This window comes from Streptomyces sp. NPDC044003, from assembly GCF_056435185.1.
In genome coordinates this window covers 1,121,309-1,142,414 of record NZ_JBWKFA010000002.1, presented here as the reverse complement: position 1 = coordinate 1,142,414, position 21,106 = coordinate 1,121,309, and the positions used below count along the sequence as shown (strand labels likewise).

15 protein-coding genes, 1 tRNA gene and 1 pseudogene are annotated in these 21,106 nt (G+C 70.9%); 11 read left to right on the top strand and 6 right to left on the bottom strand.

All coding sequences use genetic code 11. From position 1 onward, the window contains the following. Window positions 1-30 precede the first annotated feature (30 nt). Window positions 31-1,815 carry a lytic transglycosylase domain-containing protein gene (locus AC07AW_RS11810; protein ID WP_478815251.1) on the bottom strand — a complete coding sequence of 595 codons (1,785 nt, stop codon included), beginning with the start codon at window positions 1,813-1,815 and terminating at the stop codon, window positions 31-33. A 257-nt stretch (window positions 1,816-2,072) separates the two neighbouring features. Here AC07AW_RS11810 and AC07AW_RS11805 point away from each other — a divergent pair, with 257 nt between their 5' ends. Beyond that, window positions 2,073-2,981, top strand: coding sequence for a DUF4184 family protein (locus tag AC07AW_RS11805; RefSeq protein ID WP_478815250.1), 909 nt, complete (start codon window positions 2,073-2,075; stop codon window positions 2,979-2,981). Window positions 2,982-3,270: 289 nt separating this feature from the next. Here AC07AW_RS11805 and AC07AW_RS11800 read toward each other — a convergent pair. Continuing rightward, window positions 3,271-3,600: pseudogene (locus tag AC07AW_RS11800) on the bottom strand (serine hydrolase); the annotation flags it as partial. Between the two features lie 681 nt (window positions 3,601-4,281). Further along, the gene (gene polA, locus AC07AW_RS11795; protein ID WP_478815249.1) at window positions 4,282-6,993 is read right to left on the bottom strand and encodes a DNA polymerase I; all 2,712 of its coding nucleotides are present in this window, start codon (window positions 6,991-6,993) and stop codon (window positions 4,282-4,284) included. A 122-nt stretch (window positions 6,994-7,115) separates the two neighbouring features. Here polA and AC07AW_RS11790 point away from each other — a divergent pair, with 122 nt between their 5' ends. The 9 genes from AC07AW_RS11790 (at window position 7,116) to AC07AW_RS11750 (ending at window position 17,818) form a co-directional block, all read left to right on the top strand. Further along, on the top strand, window positions 7,116-9,398 hold the full coding sequence (locus AC07AW_RS11790) for an FdhF/YdeP family oxidoreductase (RefSeq protein WP_478815248.1): 2,283 nt from the start codon (window positions 7,116-7,118) through the stop codon (window positions 9,396-9,398). Between the two features lie 62 nt (window positions 9,399-9,460). Continuing rightward, window positions 9,461-9,964 carry a PaaI family thioesterase gene (locus tag AC07AW_RS11785; protein ID WP_478815247.1) on the top strand — a complete coding sequence of 168 codons (504 nt, stop codon included), beginning with the start codon at window positions 9,461-9,463 and terminating at the stop codon, window positions 9,962-9,964. A gap of 174 nt (window positions 9,965-10,138) precedes the next feature. Then, a complete protein-coding gene (locus AC07AW_RS11780; RefSeq protein WP_478815246.1) occupies window positions 10,139-11,023 on the top strand; it encodes a trypsin-like serine protease in 885 nt (294 codons plus the stop codon). Continuing rightward, window positions 11,020-11,469 (top strand): hypothetical protein, encoded by a 450-nt coding sequence (locus AC07AW_RS11775; protein ID WP_478815245.1) that lies wholly within the window; start codon window positions 11,020-11,022, stop codon window positions 11,467-11,469. Before AC07AW_RS11780 ends, AC07AW_RS11775 begins: the two co-directional genes overlap by 4 nt. 470 nt (window positions 11,470-11,939) lie before the next feature. Continuing rightward, window positions 11,940-13,178: a branched-chain amino acid ABC transporter substrate-binding protein gene (locus tag AC07AW_RS11770; RefSeq protein ID WP_478815244.1), complete on the top strand. Its 1,239-nt coding sequence runs from the start codon at window positions 11,940-11,942 to the stop codon at window positions 13,176-13,178. 128 nt (window positions 13,179-13,306) lie between these two features. Continuing rightward, window positions 13,307-14,239, top strand: a complete 933-nt coding sequence (locus AC07AW_RS11765) for a branched-chain amino acid ABC transporter permease (RefSeq protein WP_478815243.1) — start codon at window positions 13,307-13,309, stop codon at window positions 14,237-14,239. A 5-nt stretch (window positions 14,240-14,244) separates the two neighbouring features. Then, on the top strand, window positions 14,245-15,978 hold the full coding sequence (locus AC07AW_RS11760; RefSeq protein WP_478815341.1) for a branched-chain amino acid ABC transporter permease: 1,734 nt from the start codon (window positions 14,245-14,247) through the stop codon (window positions 15,976-15,978). 5 nt (window positions 15,979-15,983) lie between these two features. Then, window positions 15,984-17,105 (top strand): ABC transporter ATP-binding protein, encoded by a 1,122-nt coding sequence (locus AC07AW_RS11755; RefSeq protein ID WP_478815340.1) that lies wholly within the window; start codon window positions 15,984-15,986, stop codon window positions 17,103-17,105. After that, window positions 17,102-17,818 carry an ABC transporter ATP-binding protein gene (locus tag AC07AW_RS11750; RefSeq protein WP_478815242.1) on the top strand — a complete coding sequence of 239 codons (717 nt, stop codon included), beginning with the start codon at window positions 17,102-17,104 and terminating at the stop codon, window positions 17,816-17,818. Before AC07AW_RS11755 ends, AC07AW_RS11750 begins: the two co-directional genes overlap by 4 nt. 76 nt (window positions 17,819-17,894) lie before the next feature. Here the strand turns inward: AC07AW_RS11750 and AC07AW_RS11745 are convergent, their stop codons facing one another. Continuing rightward, window positions 17,895-18,548: an ANTAR domain-containing response regulator gene (locus tag AC07AW_RS11745; RefSeq protein WP_453522638.1), complete on the bottom strand. Its 654-nt coding sequence runs from the start codon at window positions 18,546-18,548 to the stop codon at window positions 17,895-17,897. A 115-nt stretch (window positions 18,549-18,663) separates the two neighbouring features. On the opposite strand from AC07AW_RS11745, the gene AC07AW_RS11740 reads away from it, so the two are divergent. Next, window positions 18,664-18,736 (top strand) — tRNA-Leu (locus tag AC07AW_RS11740). A gap of 36 nt (window positions 18,737-18,772) precedes the next feature. Here the strand turns inward: AC07AW_RS11740 and pyk are convergent. Together pyk and AC07AW_RS11730 are read right to left on the bottom strand one after the other, a co-directional pair. Next, window positions 18,773-20,200 carry a pyruvate kinase gene (gene pyk / locus AC07AW_RS11735; RefSeq protein ID WP_478815241.1) on the bottom strand — a complete coding sequence of 476 codons (1,428 nt, stop codon included), beginning with the start codon at window positions 20,198-20,200 and terminating at the stop codon, window positions 18,773-18,775. Window positions 20,201-20,346: 146 nt separating this feature from the next. Beyond that, window positions 20,347-21,030: an SIMPL domain-containing protein gene (locus tag AC07AW_RS11730; RefSeq protein WP_478815240.1), complete on the bottom strand. Its 684-nt coding sequence runs from the start codon at window positions 21,028-21,030 to the stop codon at window positions 20,347-20,349. Window positions 21,031-21,106: the final 76 nt, after the last annotated feature.

Below are 21,106 nucleotides of genomic sequence, written 5' to 3'. Positions count from 1 at the left end.
CGGAGGAACGCGGTGCGGTGGCGCGTGCGGTCAGGCCGAGGGGGAGGGGGTCGGTTCGGGCGAGCCGCTGTCGGAGGGCGAGGGCTCCGGGGTCTGCGTCGCGGGCGCCGCGACGGTGAGGTCGATGAAGGTGGTGCCGCCGCCCGGTGCGGTGAGCTGGACGTAGAACGTGCCGGCCGTGTCGCCCGCGAGGATGTCGCCCGACTCGAAGGTGAGCAGTCCGTTCGTACCGGTCTTCAGGGTGACGGTACGGACCGCCGTGCCGTCCGCGCCCTTGAAGGACGGGCCCGCGGTGCTCTCCTTGGGGTCCGTCTTCGAGGTGACGATCACCGCGGTGACGAGCACGCCGGGGGCGAGGGCGCCCTTGTCGGTGGCCTTCACCTGGACCTGCTGGGTGAAGGAGGAGCCGGTCGTGGCGGTCAGGGCGTCGCCGGGGACCCGGGTGAGCGTGTCCGCCTGGCGCTCCGTGACAGTCGCGGCGAAGTCGGCCGCGCCCAGGGTCCGGCCCACGACGGTGGCCCGCACGGTGAAGGAGCCCGTCTTCTCGCCGGCCCGGAGGGCGGGCGAGGTGGCGAGGCCGGTCGACCCGGTGGTGACGGTGGCGGTCGTCGCGCCGTCGGCGAAGCGGGTGTCGGTGGTGCCGGTGATCTCGAAGCGGATGCTCACGCCGGCGACCGGGTTGCCCGCGGCGTCGAGCGCGGCGACCCGGGGAGCGCCCGTGAAGGCGCTGCCGGTGGTCGTGGTCAGCTTCTGGTTCGCCACGATCGCGAGCTGCGCGACCTTGGCGGCCGGCGGGACCGCGGGCGGCGTCACCGGCGGGGTGACCGGGGGCTTGGTCGGAACGGTCGGCGGCTTGACCGGACCGGGACGGTTCTCCGGCGCCTTCGGCGGCTGGGTGCTCGGGTTCGGCGTCGGAGTCGTCGGCGTGGTCGGGAGCTGGGTGGCGGGATGGGTGCGGTTGCCCCGGTTGCCCCCGTCGCTGCGCCCGACCGGCAGCACGCCCGTGCCGTCCGGGACCTGGTGGCTGCCGCGCTCGTAGAAGGCGGCCCAGGACAGGACCGTGTTCAGGTACTCCCTGGAGCGGTTGTAGCTGAGGATCGCCTGGTCGAGGTCGGCCTTGAGCGCGAGGTTGCGGTCGTTGGCGCAGAGGTAGAGCCCGGCCGCCTGCGCCGCGTCGTAGATGTTGTTCGGGTCCTTCTTCCCGTCGCTGTTGGCGTCCTGGCCCCAGGTGGCCCAGGTGGACGGGATGAACTGCATCGGGCCGACGGCCCGGTCGTGGACCTTGTCGCCGTCGAAGGCGCCGCCGTCGGTGTCGGCGATCATGGCGAAGCCGTTGCCGTCGAGGGCGGGACCGAGGATCCGCGGCGACGCCGTGCCGTTGGCGTCGACCCGGCCGCCGTTCGCCTGACCCGACTCGACCTTGCCGATGCCGGCGAGCAGCTGCCACGGCAGGTTGCAACCGGGGTCGGTCGAACGTATGGACAGCTCGGCGCGCTTGTAGGCGGAGTAGACGGACGCGGGTATGCCGGCCTCGGCGGGGCCTGCGATCACCGGCAGATTGGTGGTCGCCCCGGGCTTGTTCGGCGTGTTCAGCGGCGGCAGCTGCGTGTAGTACGGGGAATCGCCCGACGCTGAGCCGTCTCCCGACGGCGATGCCGTGTCACCGGCACCGATGGCGGTGTCTCCGCCGGCATTGTCCGCGGCCGGCGGGATCGCCTCCGGCGCCTGCGAGGCGGCGAGCGCGGCGACCGCCGCGGCCATCACGACACCACTGGTGGCTCCCTTGCGCAGCCGGTGGCCGATGTGCGCTGCCATGTACGTCGTCCCCTCCCCATCGACGCGGTTTCGCGCTCCCCGCGTGAAACCTCTGGCGACCCTATGCCAACTCCGGACCGGCGAATACCGGCAGCTGACCGTGTTTCACGGTTTCGTCACCTCTTGGACGCCTGTCGACCAGGTGAGTCCGGGAACCGACCGGAGCATCCCGCCCCTCTTGCACTCCGGCCGACCGTGCAGACTGCTCCCTCACGGACACCGGCCGCTGTCGCCACCGGACCCTGGGGGAACTCCCGTTGCCGTTCACGCTGAGCCATGCCGCCGCCGTGCTGCCCGCGCTGCGCCGGGACGGGACCGCGCGCGGGCCGCTCGTCGCGTCCGCGCTCGTCGCCGGGTCCTTCTCCCCCGACATGACCTATTTCGCCGCGACCGCGTTCCCCGGGGCGATGGTCCTCGGGGACGTCACCCACTCCCCCGTCGGGATCGTCACGGCCGACGTGCTGATCACCGCCGTGCTCGTGGCCCTGTGGCTGACCGTGCGCGAGCCACTCGTCGCGCTGCTGCCCGCCCGGTGGCGCGGCCGGGTGTACGGGCTCGTCCGGGGCCGTCCCTGGCGGGAGCGGCACCCGGCCGCGCTCGCCGGGTGGTTCTGCCTGTCGGCGATCCTCGGTGCCACGACCCACGTGGTCTGGGACTCCTTCACGCACCTGGACCGCTGGGGCACCCGCGCGATCCCCTTCCTCGGCGACGTCGTCGCCGGGTTCCCGGTCTATCTCTACGCGCAGTACGGGGGTTCGGCGCTGGCCCTCGCGCTCCTCGGCTGGTGCACGGCGCGGGCGCTCCGCTCCGCCGTCCCGGGGGTGGAGCTGCCGGCCGGGGTCACGGTCCCGGGCCGGCACGGGCGGCTCCTCGCCGCCGGGCTGATCGGCGGCTGCGTCCTCGCGGGGATCGCCCACCGGGTGCTGCGCTGGGCCGCGTACTGGGGCTGGGGCCGGATCGAGACGCCCCTCGACGTCATCCCGACGGCCTGCTTCGGTGCCGGCGCGGGGCTCGCCGTCGGGCTCGTGCTGTACGGGACGGGGGCGCGGCTCCTCGGGTCACGGCGGTCCCGGACCATCCCGGCCGGCCCGGCGCCGCGGGGCCTCCCGGACCCGGATCCGGGCCCGGTCCCTCGGCCGGAGCGCTCCCGTCAGGGATCTCGCTGATCTTCTCGGGCGGGGTGAAGCCGCGGGCCGCCGCGCCGCCGGCGAGTCTGCGGTGGACGGCGAGGGAGACGCTCTCCAGGGTGCGGACGCCGTATCGCATGGTGGGGTTGTCGTGGCTCAGGAGGACGATCCGGTAGTCGACCGCGGGGTTTTCGGTGGCGGTGTCCGGGTCCTTGGCCGTGTCCTTGGCCTTGGCCATGTCCTTGTCGGTCTGCTTCCCCTTGCCGGTTCCTGTGCCTGTGCCTGTGCCTGCGCCCGGGGTCGTGTCCGGCGTCGCCGGGCGCACGATGCCGACGCTGTGGACACGCCAGGCGTGGGTCGCGCGGGGCAGCCAGCCGTTCTTGAGGTGGACCTTGACCGTGCGGGGCGCGCCCGCCGTGACGCCCCAGGCCTGCGCGCGGACGACCTGCCCCATCAGGGACAGGGCCTCGGTGCGGCGCGACACAGCGGCGAGGAGGGTGAGTTGGTCGCGTGCGGTGGTGCGGGTGAGGCCCCAGTAGTGGCCGCGGCCGAGGACGGTGTCCCGGGCCCCGGCCTCCCGCAGCACCCGGTTCAGCCGGGCACGGGACAGCCCGTCCCACAGCTCGGTGGCGGCCTTGTTGTCGGAGCGGGTGATCATCGCCTTCAGCCGCCGCGCCTCCAGCGGGGTCGGCGCGCGGCCGAGTTCCTCCGCGCGTCCGAGGACGGCCTGCATGATCAGGACCTTGGCGATGCTGGCGGAGTCGTACGCGAGGGTGTCGTCGAGCCGGCAGCGCAGTCCGCGCCCGGGGTCGTGGACCGCGAGGGCGACCGTGCTCTCGCGGCCCTTGAGCGCCGCCGTGATGTCCCGGGACAGGCGGGCGGCGAGGGCCGGCTCGCGGGACGAGGTGCAGAGTGCGGGCGCCGGGTGTGCCTCGGCGGGCGGGGACCAGGCGGTGCCGGACGCGCCGAGCAGGGCGCTCAGGAGGGCCCAGGTGGGGAGGTGGGGGCGGCGGATCATGCTCCCAGTTTTGAGAGCCGTGCACCTGGGCCGCGCCCGGACTGGTCCGACTGGCGCACACCTGCCGGGCCCGCACCACGGGCGCGATGTGCACGTGGTGCGGGTTCAGGCTCAGGACCTCTGGCGCCGGCAGGGCGCGGGTCCGTTGTGCCCACCCGTTCCGCCCCTTGCGGAACGCCTGCCCACAACGGGGTGGGGGTGGGCAATGCCCCGGCGGAACGCATGCCCACAACTGGGGGGTGGGCACCGCCCCGGGGGAACGCGTGCCCACAACGTGTGGGCACCGCCCCCTGCGGAACGTGTGCCCACCACGCGGCGGTGTCAGTGGGCTGCCGAGTCCCAGTTCGGGCCTACGCCTACCGAGACGTCCAGTGGGGCTCGGAGGTCGGCGGCGGCCGACATCTGTTCGCGGACCAGGGCCTCGACCTGCTCGCGCTCGCCGGGGGCGAGTTCGAGGACGATTTCGTCGTGGACCTGGAGGAGCATCCGGGAGGCGAGGCCCGCCTCCGTCAGCGCCCGGTCGACGTTCAGCATGGCGACCTTCACGATGTCCGCCGCGGTGCCCTGGATGGGGGCGTTGAGCGCCATGCGCTCGGCGGCCTCGCGGCGCTGCCGGTTGTCGCTGTTGAGGTCGGGGAGGTAGCGGCGGCGGCCCAGCATCGTCTCGGTGTACCCGGTCGCGCGGGCCTCGTCGACGACGCGCCGCAGGTAGTCCCGTACGCCGCCGAAGCGCTCGAAGTAGGTGTCCATCAGGCCGCGGGCCTCGCCCGGGTCGATGTTCAGCTGCTGCGAGAGGCCGAACGCCGACAGGCCGTAGGCCAGGCCGTACGACATGGCCTTGATCTTGCGGCGCATCTCCGCGTCGACGGCGGTCCGCTCGACGCCGAAGACCTGGGAGGCGACGGTGGTGTGCAGGTCCTCGCCGGAGGTGAAGGCCTCGATGAGGCCCTCGTCCTCGGAGAGGTGGGCCATGACGCGCAGTTCGATCTGGCTGTAGTCGGCGGTCATGAGGGCCTCGAAGCCCTCGCCGACGACGAAGCCGTGCCGGATGGCGCGGCCCTCGTCCGTCCGCACCGGCACGTTCTGCAGGTTGGGGTCGGTCGAGGAGAGGCGGCCGGTCGCGGCCACCGTCTGGCTGAAGGTGGTGTGGATCCGGTTGTCGGCCGCGACCGTCTTGATCAGGCCCTCGACCGTCGAGCGCAGGCGGGCCTGCTCGCGGTGGCGGAGCATGATCACCGGGAGCTCGTGCTCGGTCTGGCCGGCGAGCCAGGCGAGGGCGTCGGCGTCCGTGGTGTAGCCGGTCTTGGTCTTCTTCGTCTTGGGGAGGTTGAGCTCGCCGAAGAAGACCTCCTGGAGCTGCTTGGGCGAGCCGAGGTTGAACTCGTGGCCGACGGAGGCGTGCGCCTCCTTCACGGCCTGCTGCACGGCGCCGGCGAACTGCTGCTCCATGGCCTCCAGATGGTCGCGGTCGGCGGCGATGCCGTGCCGCTCCAGGCGGGCGAGGAGGACGGAGGTGGGGAGCTCGACCTCGTGGAGGAGCTCGCGGGCGCCGACCTCGGCGAGCCGCTCGTCGAAGGCTCCGCCGAGGTCGAGGACGGCCCGCGCCTGGCTCATGAGGGCCTCGGCCTCGGCGGTGTCGTCGGCGCCGAAGGCGAGCTGGCCGTCGGCGGCGGCAGCCGGGGCGAGCTCACGGCCGAGGTACTCGACGGTGAGGGCGTCGAGGGCGAAGGAGCGCCGGCCGGGCTTGACCAGGTAGGCGGCGAGGGCGGTGTCCATGGTGACGCCCGCGATGGACCAGCCGTGCTCGGGGAAGACCCGCATGGCGCCCTTGGCGTTGTGCATGACCTTCGGCCGGTCGGGGTCGGAGATCCACGCGGCCCAGGCCTGCTCGTCGGCCTCGTCGAGGGCGCTGGGGTCGAACCAGGCGGCGGCTCCCCCGGCGGCGGCGAGGGCGATCTCGGCGACGTTCCCGGTGCCGAGGGCCCAGCTGTCGACGGTGGCGATGCCGAGGGGCTCGCCGGCGTGCTCGGCGAGCCAGGGGGCGAGCTCGCCGGCGCCGAGGACGGTGAAGTCGAGCTCGACGCCCGCGGCGGGGGCGGGCGCGGCCTCCTCGGCGGCGCCCGGGTCGACGGCGAGGAGCCGCTCGCGCAGCGAGGGGTTGCGGATCTCCAGGGTGTCGAGGACGAGGGCGACGGCCGTGCGGTCGTACGGCTCGCGGGCGAGGTCCGTCACGGTCTTCGGCAGCTCGACGTCCCTGACCATCTCGGTGAGGAGGCGGTTGAGCTTCACCGACTCCAGGTGGTCGCGGAAGTTCTGGCCTGCCTTGCCCTTGGCCTCGTCCGCGCGCTCGACGAGCTCGGCGAAGGAGCCGAACTGGTTGATCCACTTGGCGGCGGTCTTCTCGCCGACGCCGGGGATGCCCGGCAGGTTGTCGGACGGGTCGCCGCGCAGGGCGGCGAAGTCGGGGTACTGCGAGGGGCTCAGGCCGTACTTCTCCTGGACCTTCTCCGGGGTGAAGCGGGTGAGCTCGGAGACGCCCTTGGTCGGGTAGAGCACGGTGGTGTGGTCGCTGACCAGCTGGAAGGAGTCCCGGTCGCCGGTGACGATGAGGACCTCGAAGCCCTCGGCCTCGGCCTGGGTGGCGAGGGTGGCGATGACGTCGTCGGCCTCGAAGCCGTCGACGGCGAAGCGCGGCGCGTGCATCGCGTCGAGGAGCTCGCCGATCAGCTCGACCTGGCCCTTGAACTCGTCGGGGGTCTTCGAACGGTTCGCCTTGTACTCCGGGAACTCCTCGGACCGCCAGGTCTTGCGGGACACGTCGAACGCGACCGCGAAGTGGGTGGGCGCCTCGTCGCGGAGCGTGTTCGCCAGCATCGAGGCGAACCCGTAGATCGCGTTCGTCGGCTGCCCGGTCGCGGTGGTGAAGTTCTCCGCGGGCAGCGCGAAGAACGCCCGGTACGCGAGCGAGTGCCCGTCCATGAGGAGCAGGCGGGGGCGGGTGTCTGCGGGGTTCTTCGATGCTGTCTCGGCCACACGACGATCCTGCCACGGTCCACTGACAATCCCGTCCACAGCGGTCGGGGTGCCGGGTTGTCGGTGCCGCGTGACAGGATCGAAGACGTACGCCACAGGATTACCGCTCAAGGGAGAGCGCGATGGTCAGCAAGCCGCCGGCCGGTGACCCGGTCCAGGACGCACCGCAGGTCACGCCGCCGCAGCACGCCGCAGCCGGCCTGCCCGCCATCGGGCACACCCTGCGGATCGCGCAGGAGCAGATGGGTCTGCGGCGCACCGCGCGGACCCTGCTCAAGGTCAATCAGAAGGACGGCTTCGACTGTCCCGGCTGCGCCTGGCCCGAGGGTGACAAGCGGCATGTGGCGGAGTTCTGTGAGAACGGCGCGAAGGCGGTCGCCGAGGAGGCGACGCTGCGCCGGGTGACCCCGGAGTTCTTCGCGGCCCATCCGGTGGCGGACCTGGCGACCCGCAGCGGGTACTGGCTGGGCCAGCAGGGCCGGATCACGCAGCCGATGCTGCTCCCGGAGGGCGGCGAGCGGTACGAGCCGGTGAGCTGGGAGCGGGCGTTCGCGATCCTCGCGGAGGAGCTGCGGGCCCTGGGCTCGCCCGACGAGGCGCTCTTCTACACCTCGGGGCGGACGAGCAACGAGGCGGCGTTCCTGCTGCAGCTCTTCGCCCGCGAGTTCGGCACGAACAATCTGCCGGACTGCTCCAACATGTGCCACGAGTCCTCGGGCTCGGCGCTGACGGAGACGATCGGCATCGGCAAGGGCAGCGTCTCCCTGGAGGACCTGCACCGGGCGGACCTGATCATCGTGGCCGGGCAGAACCCGGGGACGAACCATCCGCGGATGCTCTCGGCCCTGGAGGAGGCGAAGGCCGCGGGCGCGCGGATCATCTCGGTGAACCCGCTGCCGGAGGCGGGCCTGGAGCGCTTCAAGAACCCGCAGACGCCGCAGGGCATGCTGAAGGGCGCGGCGCTCACGGACCTGTTCCTGCAGATCCGGATCGGCGGCGACCAGGCGCTGTTCCGGCTCCTCAACAAGCTGGTCCTGGAGACGGCCGGGGCGGTCGACGAGGAGTTCGTACGCGAGCACACCCACGGGTACGAGGAGTTCGCTGCGGCGGCGAAGGACGCCGACTGGGACGAGACGCTCGCCGCGACCGGGCTGAACCGTTCCGAGATCGAGCGTGCCCTGGAGATGGTGCTCGCCTCCGAGCGGACGATCGTCTGCTGGGCGATGGGTCTCACCCAGCACAAGCACTCCGTGCCGACCATCCGCGAGGTGGTCAACTTCCTGCTGCTCCGGGGGAACATCGGACGGCCGGGCGCCGGGGTGTGCCCGGTGCGCGGCCATTCGAACGTGCAGGGCGACCGCACGATGGGCATCTTCGAGCGCCCCGCGCCCGCCTTCCTCGACGCCCTGGACAAGGAGTTCGGGATCGTCTCGCCGCGCCACCACGGCTTCGACGTGGTGCGCTCGATCCAGGCGCTGCGCGACGGCGAGGCGAAGGTGTTCTTCGCGATGGGCGGCAACTTCGTGGGGGCGACGCCCGACACGGAGGTGACGGAGGCGGCGATGCGGAACGCGCGCCTGACCGTGCACGTGTCGACGAAGCTGAACCGCTCGCACGCGGTGACGGGCACGCGCGCGCTGATCCTGCCGACGCTCGGCCGCACCGACAAGGACGTCCAGAAGAGCGGCAAGCAGTTCGTGACGGTCGAGGACTCGATGAGCCTGGTGCACGCCTCCCGGGGCAACCTGCCGCCGGCGAGCCCGCACCTGCTGTCCGAGCCGGCGATCGTGGCGCGGATGGCCCGGGCCGTGCTCGGCGACGGATCGGCCACGCCCTGGGAGGAGTTCGAGGCGGACTACGCCCGGATCCGGGACCGCATCGCGCGCGTGGTGCCCGGTTTCCAGGACTTCAACGCCCGCCTCGCGGCGAGCCCGGGCGGCTTCGCGCTGCCGCACGGCCCGCGGGACGAGCGCCGCTTCCCCACGAAGACCGGTAAGGCCAACTTCACGGCCGCCCCCGTCGAGTACCCGAGGGTGCCCGAGGGCCGGCTGCTGCTGCAGACGCTGCGCTCGCACGACCAGTACAACACCACGATCTACGGCCTGGACGACCGCTACCGGGGGATCAAGGGCGGCCGCCGGGTGGTGCTGGTGCACCCCGAGGACGCGGCGGCGTTCGGCCTCGCGGACGGGGCGTACGCGGATCTGGTCAGCGAGTGGACGGACGGCACCGAGCGGCGGGCGCCCGGCTTCCGGGTGGTGCACTACCCGACGTCCCGGGGGTGCGCGGCGGCCTACTACCCGGAGACGAACGTCCTGGTGCCGCTGGAGTCGACGGCGGACATCAGCAACACCCCCGCCAGCAAGTCCGTGATCGTGCGTCTGGAACAATCGCAGTCCGCCTAAGCGTTTGCTCAGGCGACCACGATGCGACAAGCAGCCGTACGAAGACGAACGGAGCCGGGCCCATGGGTGAGCAGCAGCATGTGAAGTTCCCGCAGGAGGTCATCGACGAGTACGCGGCGCTGGGCGTCGACCTCCCGGCGCTCTTCTCGGCCGGGCACCTCGGGAACCGGATGGGTGTCCAGATCGTGGAGGCCTCGGCCGAGCGGGTCGTCGGCACCATGCCGGTCGAGGGCAACACCCAGCCGTACGGACTGCTGCACGGCGGCGCGTCGGCGGTGCTGGCCGAGACGCTGGGCTCCATCGGCTCGATGCTGCACGGCGGGGTCTCGAAGATCGCCGTCGGCGTCGACCTCAACTGCACCCACCACCGCGGGGTGCGCAGCGGTCTGGTGACCGGCGTGGCGACCCCGGTCCACCGCGGGCGGACCACCGCCACGTACGAGATCGTGATCAGCGACGAGCAGGGCAAGCGGGTGTGCTCGGCGCGGCTGACCTGCCTGCTGCGCGACATCGACGCGAAGGACGCGGGGAACCTGCCTCAGGCGGGGCAGCCGAACGGCTCCTGAGTCACCGGATCCCTCGACGGGGGCGGCGCGCTTTCGCGCGCCGCCCCCGTCTGCGCGTTCCGGACAACTCCCGTACCGTGCGGCCCTCTTGCCCCGCGCCGGGACAGCGGCTTCACTGGCGAACCTCCCCCACAGGAGAACACCTGATCCCATCCATCCACCGAGGGGTTCTTCGTGACCGCCGTTCGCACCACCACCGCGATGACCGCCGTCACCGCCGCCGCCTGCGCCGCCGTGATCGCCACCGCGATCCCGTCCTCGGCCATCAACTCGTACAACGCGGCCCCCGCCCCCGAGCGCACCGAGGTCGGCGCGCTCGTCGCGACCTGGGACAACGACGACGACCCGGCGACGCCCGACCGGGTCGACTGGGTCTGCTCCGGCACCATGATCGACGCGGACACCTTCCTCACGGCCGCGCACTGCACGACGGACTGGCCGGAGAACGTGCGTTTCTACGTCTCGCTCGACCAGGACGTGCAGTCCGGTCTGGACCGGGCGGCCGCCGAGCACCCGGGCGACCCCGCCACCATTGCACGGAGCGTGGCCGTCGAGGGCACCGCGATCAGCCACCCCGCCTACCCCGGTCCGGCCTCCGACACCCATGACATCTCGGTGATCGAACTGCCGGCGAAGGCGGTGAAGGGCCGCTGGTCCTTCACTCCCGCCGCGCTCCCGAAGGCGGGCGCCCTGGCCACGCTCGGCCCGCAGGGCCTGAACTCCACCTCGTTCCTCGTCGCCGGTTACGGCACCGAGGAGGCGGAGCGTGGACCGGGCGGCCAGACCCACCCGGGCGGCGGGGTCCGCATGAAGGCGCCGGTCTCGTTCGACGCGCTCAACGACGCCTGGATCCGGCTCGCCATGACCGCGCCCCAGGGCAACGGCGGTGCCTGCTACGGCGATTCGGGCGGCCCCAACTTCGCGACGCTGAACGGGAAGCTGACGCTCGTGGCCACCACGATCACCGGCGACACGCCCTGTTACGCCACGAACGTCACGTACCGCCTGGACACTCCCGGCGCGCGCGACTTCCTGAAGCCGTTCGTCCAACTCCCGTGACACACCCCCGTTCACGGCCGGTCGGGGCCGCCCTGGCGGCGGCCCTGACCGGGTGCGTGCTCACCCTGTCCGCCGGCTGCGGCCGCGCTCCGGACCCGCACCCCGCACCGTCGCCCGCGCCGCGGACCAGCACCCCCGCCGACGTCTGCGCGAGCCTGGTGTCGTACTGGGTGAAAGAGGCGCTCAAGGGATCGAAGTGGGCGGGACTCGACTGGGAGCAGAAGGGGCTCTCCAACGAGCAGTACGAGATCCACGACGAGGTGCTCGCGGCTGCCCGGGCCGAGGATCGACGCTCGGGACGGAGCGCCGCCGAGGCGCTGGCCGACCGGGAGTCGCGGCGGCGTTGCGAGGCGGCGAAGGGGGCGACGGGGAGCTCGGAGAACTGGCGTCCGCCCGAGGAGTGGAGCACCTCCCCGGCCGCTTCCCCGGCGCCCTCCAGCGACTGATCTCGGCCATGATCGCCGTAACACTGCGTAACATTCGCGCCATTCGGCGCCCGAGAAGCGGAGTCGATCACGGACCCGCCTTCCGTCCGGTGACAACTGAACCACTGTCCGATTACCGGACAGCCTCACGCGGCCGCCGTCAGGAGTGTGATCCACTCAAGCCCCTTAGCGGAACTGCGGGTTCTCACTATGTGAACACTGCACTACCGACCGCTGTGCCCGGATTTGCCCACCCGTCGCACACGGCATCCGCCCGTCGGCATAACAAGACAGTCACATCCTGACCTGGGCGCTCCCCGCCGTTCCCCACCTGCGCCTAGAGTCACGGCCAGTCACCGCGCCGCCGGGCGCTTGCACTGCACGGCCCTGCTCGACCCAGTACGGCCCGGCAACGAAAACGGCACCTCTAGCTACACAGCTTCACGGCACCGCCTCAGCTTGAGGGGGCCGCGCCAGGGAAAGGATTCTTCGTGCGACACCGTTCACTGCTCATCCTCACCAGCGTGCTCACCACCGGAGCGCTCACCCTCACCGCCTGCGGTTCGCGCGACGACAAGGGTGGCAGCGACAACAACGCGAACGGTGGAAACGTCACCGTCGTCATCGGCGTCGACGCCCCGCTGACCGGCTCCCTCTCGGCGCTCGGCCAGGGCATCAAGAACTCCGTGGACCTGGCGGTCCAGACCGCCAACAAGAACAAGGAAGTCCCCGGCGTCACCTTCAAGATCGAGGGCCTCGACGACCAGGCCGTCCCGGCCTCCGGCCAGGCCAACGCCACCAAGCTCGTCGGCAACAAGGACGTCCTCGGCGTCGTCGGCCCGCTGAACTCCGGCGTCTCCCAGCAGATGCAGGGCGTCTTCGCCTCCGCCAACCTGGCCCAGGTCTCCCCGGCCAACACCAACCCGGCGCTCAGCCAGGGCGACAACTGGGGCAAGGGCGAGTTCAAGCGCCCCTTCAAGACCTACTTCCGCACCGCCGCCACCGACGTGGTCCAGGGCAAGTTCGCCGCCCAGTACCTCTTCAAGGACGCCGGCAAGAAGAAGGTCTTCGTCGTCGACGACAAGCAGACCTACGGCGCCGGCCTCGCGGCGATCTTCTCCGACGAGTTCAAGCGCCTCGGCGGCCAGGTCGTCGACACCGACCACGTCACCGTGAAGGAGACCGACTTCTCCTCCACCGCCGACAAGGTCAAGGCCTCCGGCGCCGACTCCGTCTACTTCGGCGGCCAGTACCCCGAGGGCGGTCTGCTCTCCGACCAGGTCAAGAAGACCGGCGCCAAGATCCCCGTCATGGGTGGCGACGGCATCTACGACCCGGCCTTCATCAGCGCCTCCGCCGAGGCCAACGACGGTGACCTGGCCACCTCGATCGGCTACCCGGTCGAGAAGCTCGACACCGCCAAGAAGTTCATCGCGGACTACAACGCGGGCGGCTACAAGGACCCGTACGCGGCCTACGGCGGCTACTCCTACGACGCCGGCTGGGCCATCATCCAGGCCGTCAAGGCCGTCGTCGCCGCCAACAACGGCAAGCTCCCGTCCGACGCCCGCGCCAAGGTCACCGAGGCCCTGGGCAAGGTCTCCTTCGACGGTGTGACCGGCAAGGTCTCCTTCGACGAGTACGGCGACACCACCAACAAGCAGCTCACGGTCTACAAGGTCGAGGGCGGCAAGTGGGTCGACGTCAAGAGCGACACCTTCAACCAGTAATCCCCGGCCCGGCGCCGCGCCGAGAGCCTCGGCGCCGGGACACCCGCACCACCTGAACCAAGCCGCGCGAGGGCGCAAACAGCGCCCTCGCGCGGAGTCATATCCGACAAGCTCATCGGAGGCCTGCGGTGCACGAACTGCCGCAACAGCTGGCCAACGGCCTGGCCCTCGGTGCCCTCTATGGCCTCATCGCCATCGGGTACACCATGGTCTACGGCATCGTCCAGCTCATCAACTTCGCCCACGGCGAGATCTTCATGATCGGGGGCTTCGGCGCCCTCACCACCTACACCGCTCTCCCGAGCGGAACGTCCCTGCTGGTGGCGATACCGCTCATGATCATCGGTGGCGCGATAGCCTCCGTAGCCGTCGCGACCGCCGCCGAGCGGTTCGCCTACCGTCCGCTGCGCAACGCGCCCCGACTGGCCCCGCTCATCACGGCGATCGGTCTGTCCATCGCGCTCCAGCAGCTGGTCTGGCAGTTCTACCCGGACGCCAAGAAGGCCGTGAGTTTCCCCGAGTTCGAGGGCGAGGCTTTCAAGATCACCGAGAGCCTCTCCATCCAGCGCGCCGACGCCTTCATCCTCGTGCTCGCGCCGCTGTGCATGCTCGCCCTCGGCGTCTTCGTCTCGAAGAGCCGCAGCGGCCGCGCCATGCAGGCCACCGCGCAGGACCCGGACACCGCGAAGCTGATGGGCATCAACACGGACCGCATCATCGTCATGGCCTTCGCCATCGGTGCCGCCTTCGCCGCCGTCGCCGCCGTCGCGTACGGCGTCGACAAGGGCCAGATCAACTTCGAGATGGGCTTCATCCTCGGTCTCAAGGCCTTCACCGCTGCCGTCCTCGGCGGCATCGGCAACATCTACGGCGCCATGGTCGGCGGCGTGGTCCTCGGCCTCGCCGAGGCCCTCTCGATCGCCTACATCGAGGACATCCCCGGCATGCAGCAGCTCGGCGGCGGTGCCTGGTCCAACGTGTGGGCCTTCGTCCTCCTCATCCTCGTGCTCCTCGTACGGCCCCAGGGCCTGCTGGGCGAGCGCGTCGCGGACAGGGCGTGAGCACCATGACGAACATCGACACGACGAAGTCCGCGCCGAAGCCGGCCCTGCTCCTCTGGGCGGTCGTCGGCGGCAGCATCGCCACCGTCGTCAGCGCCTTCCTCGCCTGGACGTGGACCAGCGCCTTCCCCGGCAACCTCACGATCTACGGCAATCCCGCACCGCTCCAGCTCCTCACCCTGCTCGGAGCCGTCCTCACCGCCGCCCACGCGCTCTCCGCGCTCGGCGTGAAGGGCCTCGGCTGGCTCACCCCCGCCGGCTCCCGCAAGGCCGTGTGGATCCTGGCCCTCGGCACCTTCGCCACCACCCTCTTCACCGCGCTCGCGATCATCGTGGAGCTGGGCGCCCTGGTGGACCTGGAGCCCGGCGCCGGCGTCGCCGTCCTCGCCTCGGCCGTCCCCGCGATCGCCGCGTACAAGCTGCCCGACGACACCCGCAAGGCCGCCCCCGCGAAGAAGCTGCCGTCCTGGGCCGAGATCCTGATCATCGTCGCGGTCTTCGCCCTCGGCCTGTACGTCGTCACCTTCGGCATCGACACCGACGACAACGAGCCGCAGCTCTTCGTCGCGTACCTGATCCTGGTCGGCTTCTCCGCCACGGCGCTGGTCAAGTCCGGGCTCACCGCCCGCCTCTCGCAGATCACCGCGCGCAACCGCCAGGTCACGATCACCGCAAGCATCGTCATGGCGATCGCCTTCCCGTTCATCCAGCAGAGCGGCGACACGTACACGCTGATCGCGGTCAACATCCTGATCTTCGCGACCGTCGCCCTCGGCCTCAACATCGTCGTCGGCCTCGCCGGCCTGCTCGACCTCGGTTACGTCGCCTTCCTCGGCGTCGGCGCGTACACCGCGGCCCTCGTCTCCGGCGCCACCAGCTCCGCGTTCGGCGTCCAGTTCCCCTTCTGGGCGGCGGCGCTGACCGGCATGGCCGCCTCGCTGGTCTTCGGCGTCGTCATCGGCGCGCCGACCCTGCGACTGCGCGGCGACTACCTCGCCATCGTGACCCTCGGCTTCGGTGAGATCTTCCGCATCGCCATGGGCAACCTCGACGGCACCTCGGGCCCGCAGATCACCAACGGCCCGAACGGCATCCCGAACATCCCTCAGCTGGAGTTCTTCGGGTACAACTTCGGCGAGTCGCACACCGTGCTCGGCATCGAGCTCGGCGCCTACGCCAACTACTACCTGCTCATGATCCTCGTCATGGCGCTGGTCGTGGTCGTCTTCTCCCGCGCCGGCAACAGCCGCATCGGCCGCGCCTGGGTCGCCATCCGCGAGGACGAGACCGCCGCCACCGCGATGGGCATCAACGGCTTCCGGGTCAAGCTGGTCGCCTTCGCCCTCGGCGCGTCCCTCGCCGGCCTCGCCGGCACCGTGCAGGCACACGTCAACACCACGGTCGTCCCCGAGAACTACGTGTTCGCCGGTCCCGTCCCGCCGAACTCCGCGTTCCTCCTCGCGGCCGTCATCCTCGGCGGCATGGGCACGATCACCGGCCCGATCGTCGGCTCGGCCCTCCTCTTCCTGATCCCGGCGAAGCTGTCGTTCCTCCAGGACTACCAGCTCCTCGGCTTCGGCATCGCCCTGATCCTCATCATGCGCTTCCGCCCCGAGGGCCTCATCGCCAACAAGCGCGCCAAGCTGGAATTCCACGAGAACGACGAACAGCCGGACGTACCGGAACAACGGCAGTCCGAGGACGCGGGCATCGTCGGTACGGCGAAGGCGGGGGCGTGAACGACATGACGACCACCACCACCGAAACCACCACGGGCACCATCACGGCCGCCCCGGTCCTCGAAGCCAGCGGCGTCACCATGCGCTTCGGCGGCCTGACCGCCGTCCGCGGCGTCGACCTGACCGTCCGCGAGGGCGAGATCGTCGGCCTCATCGGCCCCAACGGCGCCGGCAAGACCACCTTCTTCAACTGCCTGACCGGCCTGTACGTCCCGACCGAGGGCCAGGTCAGCTTCAAGGGGACGGTCCTGCCGCCGAAGCCGCACCTGGTCACCCAGGCCGGCATCGCCCGTACCTTCCAGAACATCCGCCTCTTCTCCAACATGACGGTCCTGGAGAACGTCCTCGTCGGACGCCACACCCGGACCAAGGAGGGCCTGTGGTCCGCGCTCCTGCGCGGTCCCGGCTTCAAGAAGGCGGAGGCCGCCTCGCGCGAACGGGCCATGGAACTCCTGGAGTTCGTGGGCCTCGCGAACAAGGCGGAGCACCTGGCGCGCAACCTGCCGTACGGCGAGCAGCGCAAGCTGGAGATCGCCCGCGCGCTCGCCAGCGACCCCGGCCTGCTGCTGCTCGACGAGCCGACGGCCGGCATGAACCAGAGCGAGACCCGTACGACGGAGGAGCTGGTCTTCGCGATCCGCGACCTCGGCATCGCCGTCCTGGTCATCGAGCACGACATGAAGTTCATCTTCAAGCTGTGCGACCGGGTCGCCGTCCTCGTCCAGGGCGAGAAGCTCGTCGAGGGCACGTCCGAGGTCGTCCAGGGCGACGAGCGTGTCGTCGCCGCGTACCTCGGTACGCCGTACGAGGGCGCTCCGGGCGCGGAGGAGGCTGCGGAGGTCGAGGCCACCGAGGCCCACACCGCCGAGGAGCCCACCGAGGCCGTACAGGAGCCGGCCACGGAAGAGGCCGCTCCCGAGGCCGACGCCGACGCCGACGAGGCGGACGACGCCGACACCGACGCCGACGCCGACGCCGACGAGGCGGACGGCGCCGACGAGGCGGACGGCGCCGACGAGGCGGACGGCGCCGACGAGGCGGACGACGCCGAGGGCTCCGACGACACCCCCGCCGACGAGGCTCCGGCCGCCGACGCGGACAGCACCACCGAAGGAGACTCCAAGTGACCGCACTTCTGGAGGTCGAGGACCTCAGGGTCGCCTACGGCAAGATCGAGGCCGTCAAGGGCATCTCCTTCTCCGTCGAGGCGGGCCAGGTCGTCGCCCTGATCGGCACCAACGGCGCCGGCAAGACCACGACCCTGCGCACCCTCTCCGGTCTGCTCAAGCCGGCGTCCGGCAAGATCACCTTCGACGGCCAGTCGCTCAGCAGCATCCCGGCCCACAAGGTGGTGTCGCTCGGTCTGGCGCACTCCCCCGAGGGCCGGCACATCTTCCCCCGGCTCACCATCGAGGAGAACCTCCAGCTCGGCGCCTTCCTCCGCAAGGACAAGGACGGGATCGACCAGGACATCCAGAAGTCCTACGACCTCTTCCCGATCCTGGGCGAGCGTCGCAAGCAGGCCGCGGGCACCCTCTCCGGCGGTGAGCAGCAGATGCTGGCGATGGGCAGGGCCCTGATGTCCCGCCCCAAGCTGCTGATGCTGGACGAGCCCTCGATGGGCCTCTCCCCGATCATGATGCAGAAGATCATGGAGACCATCGCGACGCTGAAGTCCGAGGGCATGACGATCCTGCTCATCGAGCAGAACGCGCAGGCCGCACTCTCCCTCGCGGACTACGGGTACGTCCTGGAGGTCGGCACGATGAAGCTGTCCGGCACCGGCCGGGACCTGCTCGTGAACGACGACGTCCGCAAGACGTACCTCGGCGAGGAGTAGGACCGGTCACAGTTACGAGGAGGCCCGCCCCACAAGGTCGTGGGGCGGGCCTTCTCGTGTACGGAACGGGGGGCGGTTACTGCCCCTTGGCCGCCTTCTTCTCCTCGGCGTCCTCGATGACGGCCTCGGCGACCTGCTGCATCGACATGCGGCGGTCCATCGAGGTCTTCTGGATCCAGCGGAAGGCCGCGGGCTCCGTCAGGCCGTACTGGGTCTGCAGGATCGACTTGGCGCGGTCGACGAGCTTGCGGGTCTCCAGGCGCTGGGAGAGGTCGGCGACCTCCTTCTCCAGGGCGCGGAGCTCGGCGAAGCGGGAGACGGCCATCTCGATGGCCGGGACCACGTCGCTCTTGCTGAAGGGCTTCACCAGGTACGCCATGGCGCCGGCGTCCCGGGCCCGCTCGACGAGCTCGCGCTGCGAGAAGGCGGTCAGCATGAGGACCGGGGCGATGGACTCGCCGGCGATCTTCTCGGCGGCCGAGATGCCGTCGAGGACGGGCATCTTCACGTCGAGGATGACGAGGTCGGGGCGGTGCTCGCGGGCGAGCTCGACGGCCCGCTGACCGTCGCCGGCCTCGCCGACGACCGTGTAGCCCTCTTCTTCCAGCATCTCTTTGAGGTCGAGGCGGATGAGGGCCTCGTCCTCGGCGATGACGACGCGGGTCGTCAGCGGCGGGACGTGCGACGCCTCGGCGTCGTCGGCGGGCTGGGGCGACTCGGGGGCGGTCACGCGGGCTCCTCGTTCCATGGCCTCGTTCCGAGGCGGATACAGCTCCCCATGAGCCTACCTACCTCCTGTAAGGTAGGGGCACGGCGGGTGATCACCGACCTTCGTTTCGAAGGATGCCCCGGTAGCCCAGCGGAAGAGGCAGTGGTCTCAAACACCATACAGCGTGGGTTCGAATCCCACCCGGGGCACTTTACCTTTGATTCCAAGGATTGAGACCCTAGGCCCTAGGCGAGTGGTTCTCCGATGTGGTGGACACGGACGAGGTTCGTGGAGCCCGCGACGCCCGGCGGGGAGCCCGCCGTGATGACCACGATGTCGCCCGGTCGGCAGCGGCCGATCCGCAGCAGCTCCTCGTCGACCTGGGCCACCATCGCGTCCGTGGAGTCCACGTGCGGGCCGAGGAAGGTCTCGACGCCCCAGGTCAGGTTGAGCTGGGAGCGGGTCGCCGGGTCCGGCGTGAAGGCGAGGAGCGGGATCGGCGAGCGGTAGCGGGAGAGCCGCTTGACCGTGTCGCCGGACTGGGTGAACGCCACCAGGAACTTGGCGCCCAGGAAGTCGCCCATCTCGGCGGCCGCGCGGGCCACGGCACCGCCCTGGGTGCGGGGCTTGTTCCGCTCGGTGAGCGGCGGGAGGCCCTTGGCGAGGATGTCCTCCTCCGCGGCCTCGACGATCCGGCTCATGGTGCGGACCGTCTCGATCGGGTAGCGGCCGACGCTGGTCTCGCCGGAGAGCATCACGGCGTCGGTGCCGTCGATGACCGCGTTCGCCACGTCGCTCGCCTCGGCGCGCGTGGGGCGGGAGTTGTCGATCATCGAGTCGAGCATCTGGGTGGCGACGATGACCGGCTTGGCGTTGCGCTTGGCCAGCTTCACGGCGCGCTTCTGGACGATCGGCACCTGCTCCAGCGGCATCTCGACGCCCAGGTCGCCGCGGGCGACCATGATGCCGTCGAACGCGGCGACGATCTCGTCGATGTTCTCGACGGCCTGCGGCTTCTCGATCTTGGCGATGACGGGGAGTCGGCGGCCCTCCTCGTCCATGATCCGGTGCACGTCGTCGATGTCGCGGGCGCTGCGGACGAAGGAGAGGGCGATGACGTCGGCGCCGGTGCGCAGCGCCCAGCGCAGGTCCTCGATGTCCTTCTCGGAGAGGGCGGGGACGGAGACGGCGACCCCGGGCAGGTTGAGGCCCTTGTGGTCGGAGACCATGCCGCCCTCGATCACGCGGGTGCGCACCCGCGGGCCGTCGACGGAGCTGACCTCCAGGGTGACGCGGCCGTCGTCGACGAGGATGCGCTCACCCGGGGTCACGTCCCCGGCGAGGCCGGCGTAGGTCGTCCCGCAGCCGTGGCGGTCGCCCTCCCGCGGCTCGACGGTGATGGTGAACTCGTCTCCGCGTTCAAGGAGTACGGGCCCCTCACGGAAGCGGCCGAGGCGGATCTTCGGGCCTTGAAGGTCGGCGAGGACCCCGACGCTGCGGCCGGTCTCGTCAGCGGCTTTGCGGACGCGCTGATAGCGCTCCTCGTGCTCGGCGTAGCTGCCGTGGCTGAGGTTGAAGCGGGCCACGTCCATTCCGGCCTCGATCAACGCCTTGATCTGGTCGTATGTTTCGGTGGCGGGCCCAAGGGTACAAACGATTTTCGCTCGGCGCATGAGGCGAGCCTAGGCCTTACCCATCAGTAGGAAATTGGCTCGGCATGACTACTCAACAACCTTTGCATGAAAGCTTGTTGACAAGTCTTGAATCTGTGCACCGGCGTGCTCCGATGAGCGATTTTCGCGCCCCCGAGCCGCCCGTCTCAGAGTGCGGGCGGGCTCATCGTGAACCGCGCCACGACCTCGGCCGTGACCGTCTGCCGCTGCGGTTCGAGGTCGAGCGGCGGCGCCTCGCCGACCGCCTCCGCCGAGTAGGCCACGGCCGCCGCGCCGAAGCCGGCGCGCCTCGGCCGCAGCGGCTCGGCGAGCCCGGCGTCCGACAGTTCGAGGAGTGAGGCGAGCGAGGCGCCGAGCGCCTCCGCGTAGGCCCGGGCCCGCTGCACCGCCTCCTCGACCGCGCGCCGGCGCGCCTCCGCGTACGCCGGAGAGGCCGGCCGCAGGTCCCACCACGGGCCGTCGACGCTCGTCATCTCCAGGTCGGCGAGCCGGGTCACCAGCTCGCCGAGCGCGGTGAAGTCGGTCAGCTCGACCGTGACCCGTACCCGGCCCGTATAGGCGTGCACGCGCTCCCCGCGTCCCTTCCGGGTCAGCTCCGGGGAGAGCGAGAAGCTGCCCGTCTCCAGCTTCTCGACCGCGTCGCCGAGCGCCTTCACCAGGTCGAGCACCCGCGCGTTGCGGCGGGTGAGGTCGGCGAGCGTCTCCGCGCGGTCCGTACCCCGGGCGGAGACCGTCACCCAGATCCGGGCGAACTCCGGCTCGACCTCCAGGCGTCCTTCGCCACGGACCGTCACCTGGGGTGCGTCGGGGGTGGGGTGTGGATGTGTCATACCGAACACTTTCCCACTCCGTAACCCGGAAGGGCTGTTGCGACGGTGCGGTCTGAGCCAGAATCTACGCGCGTTG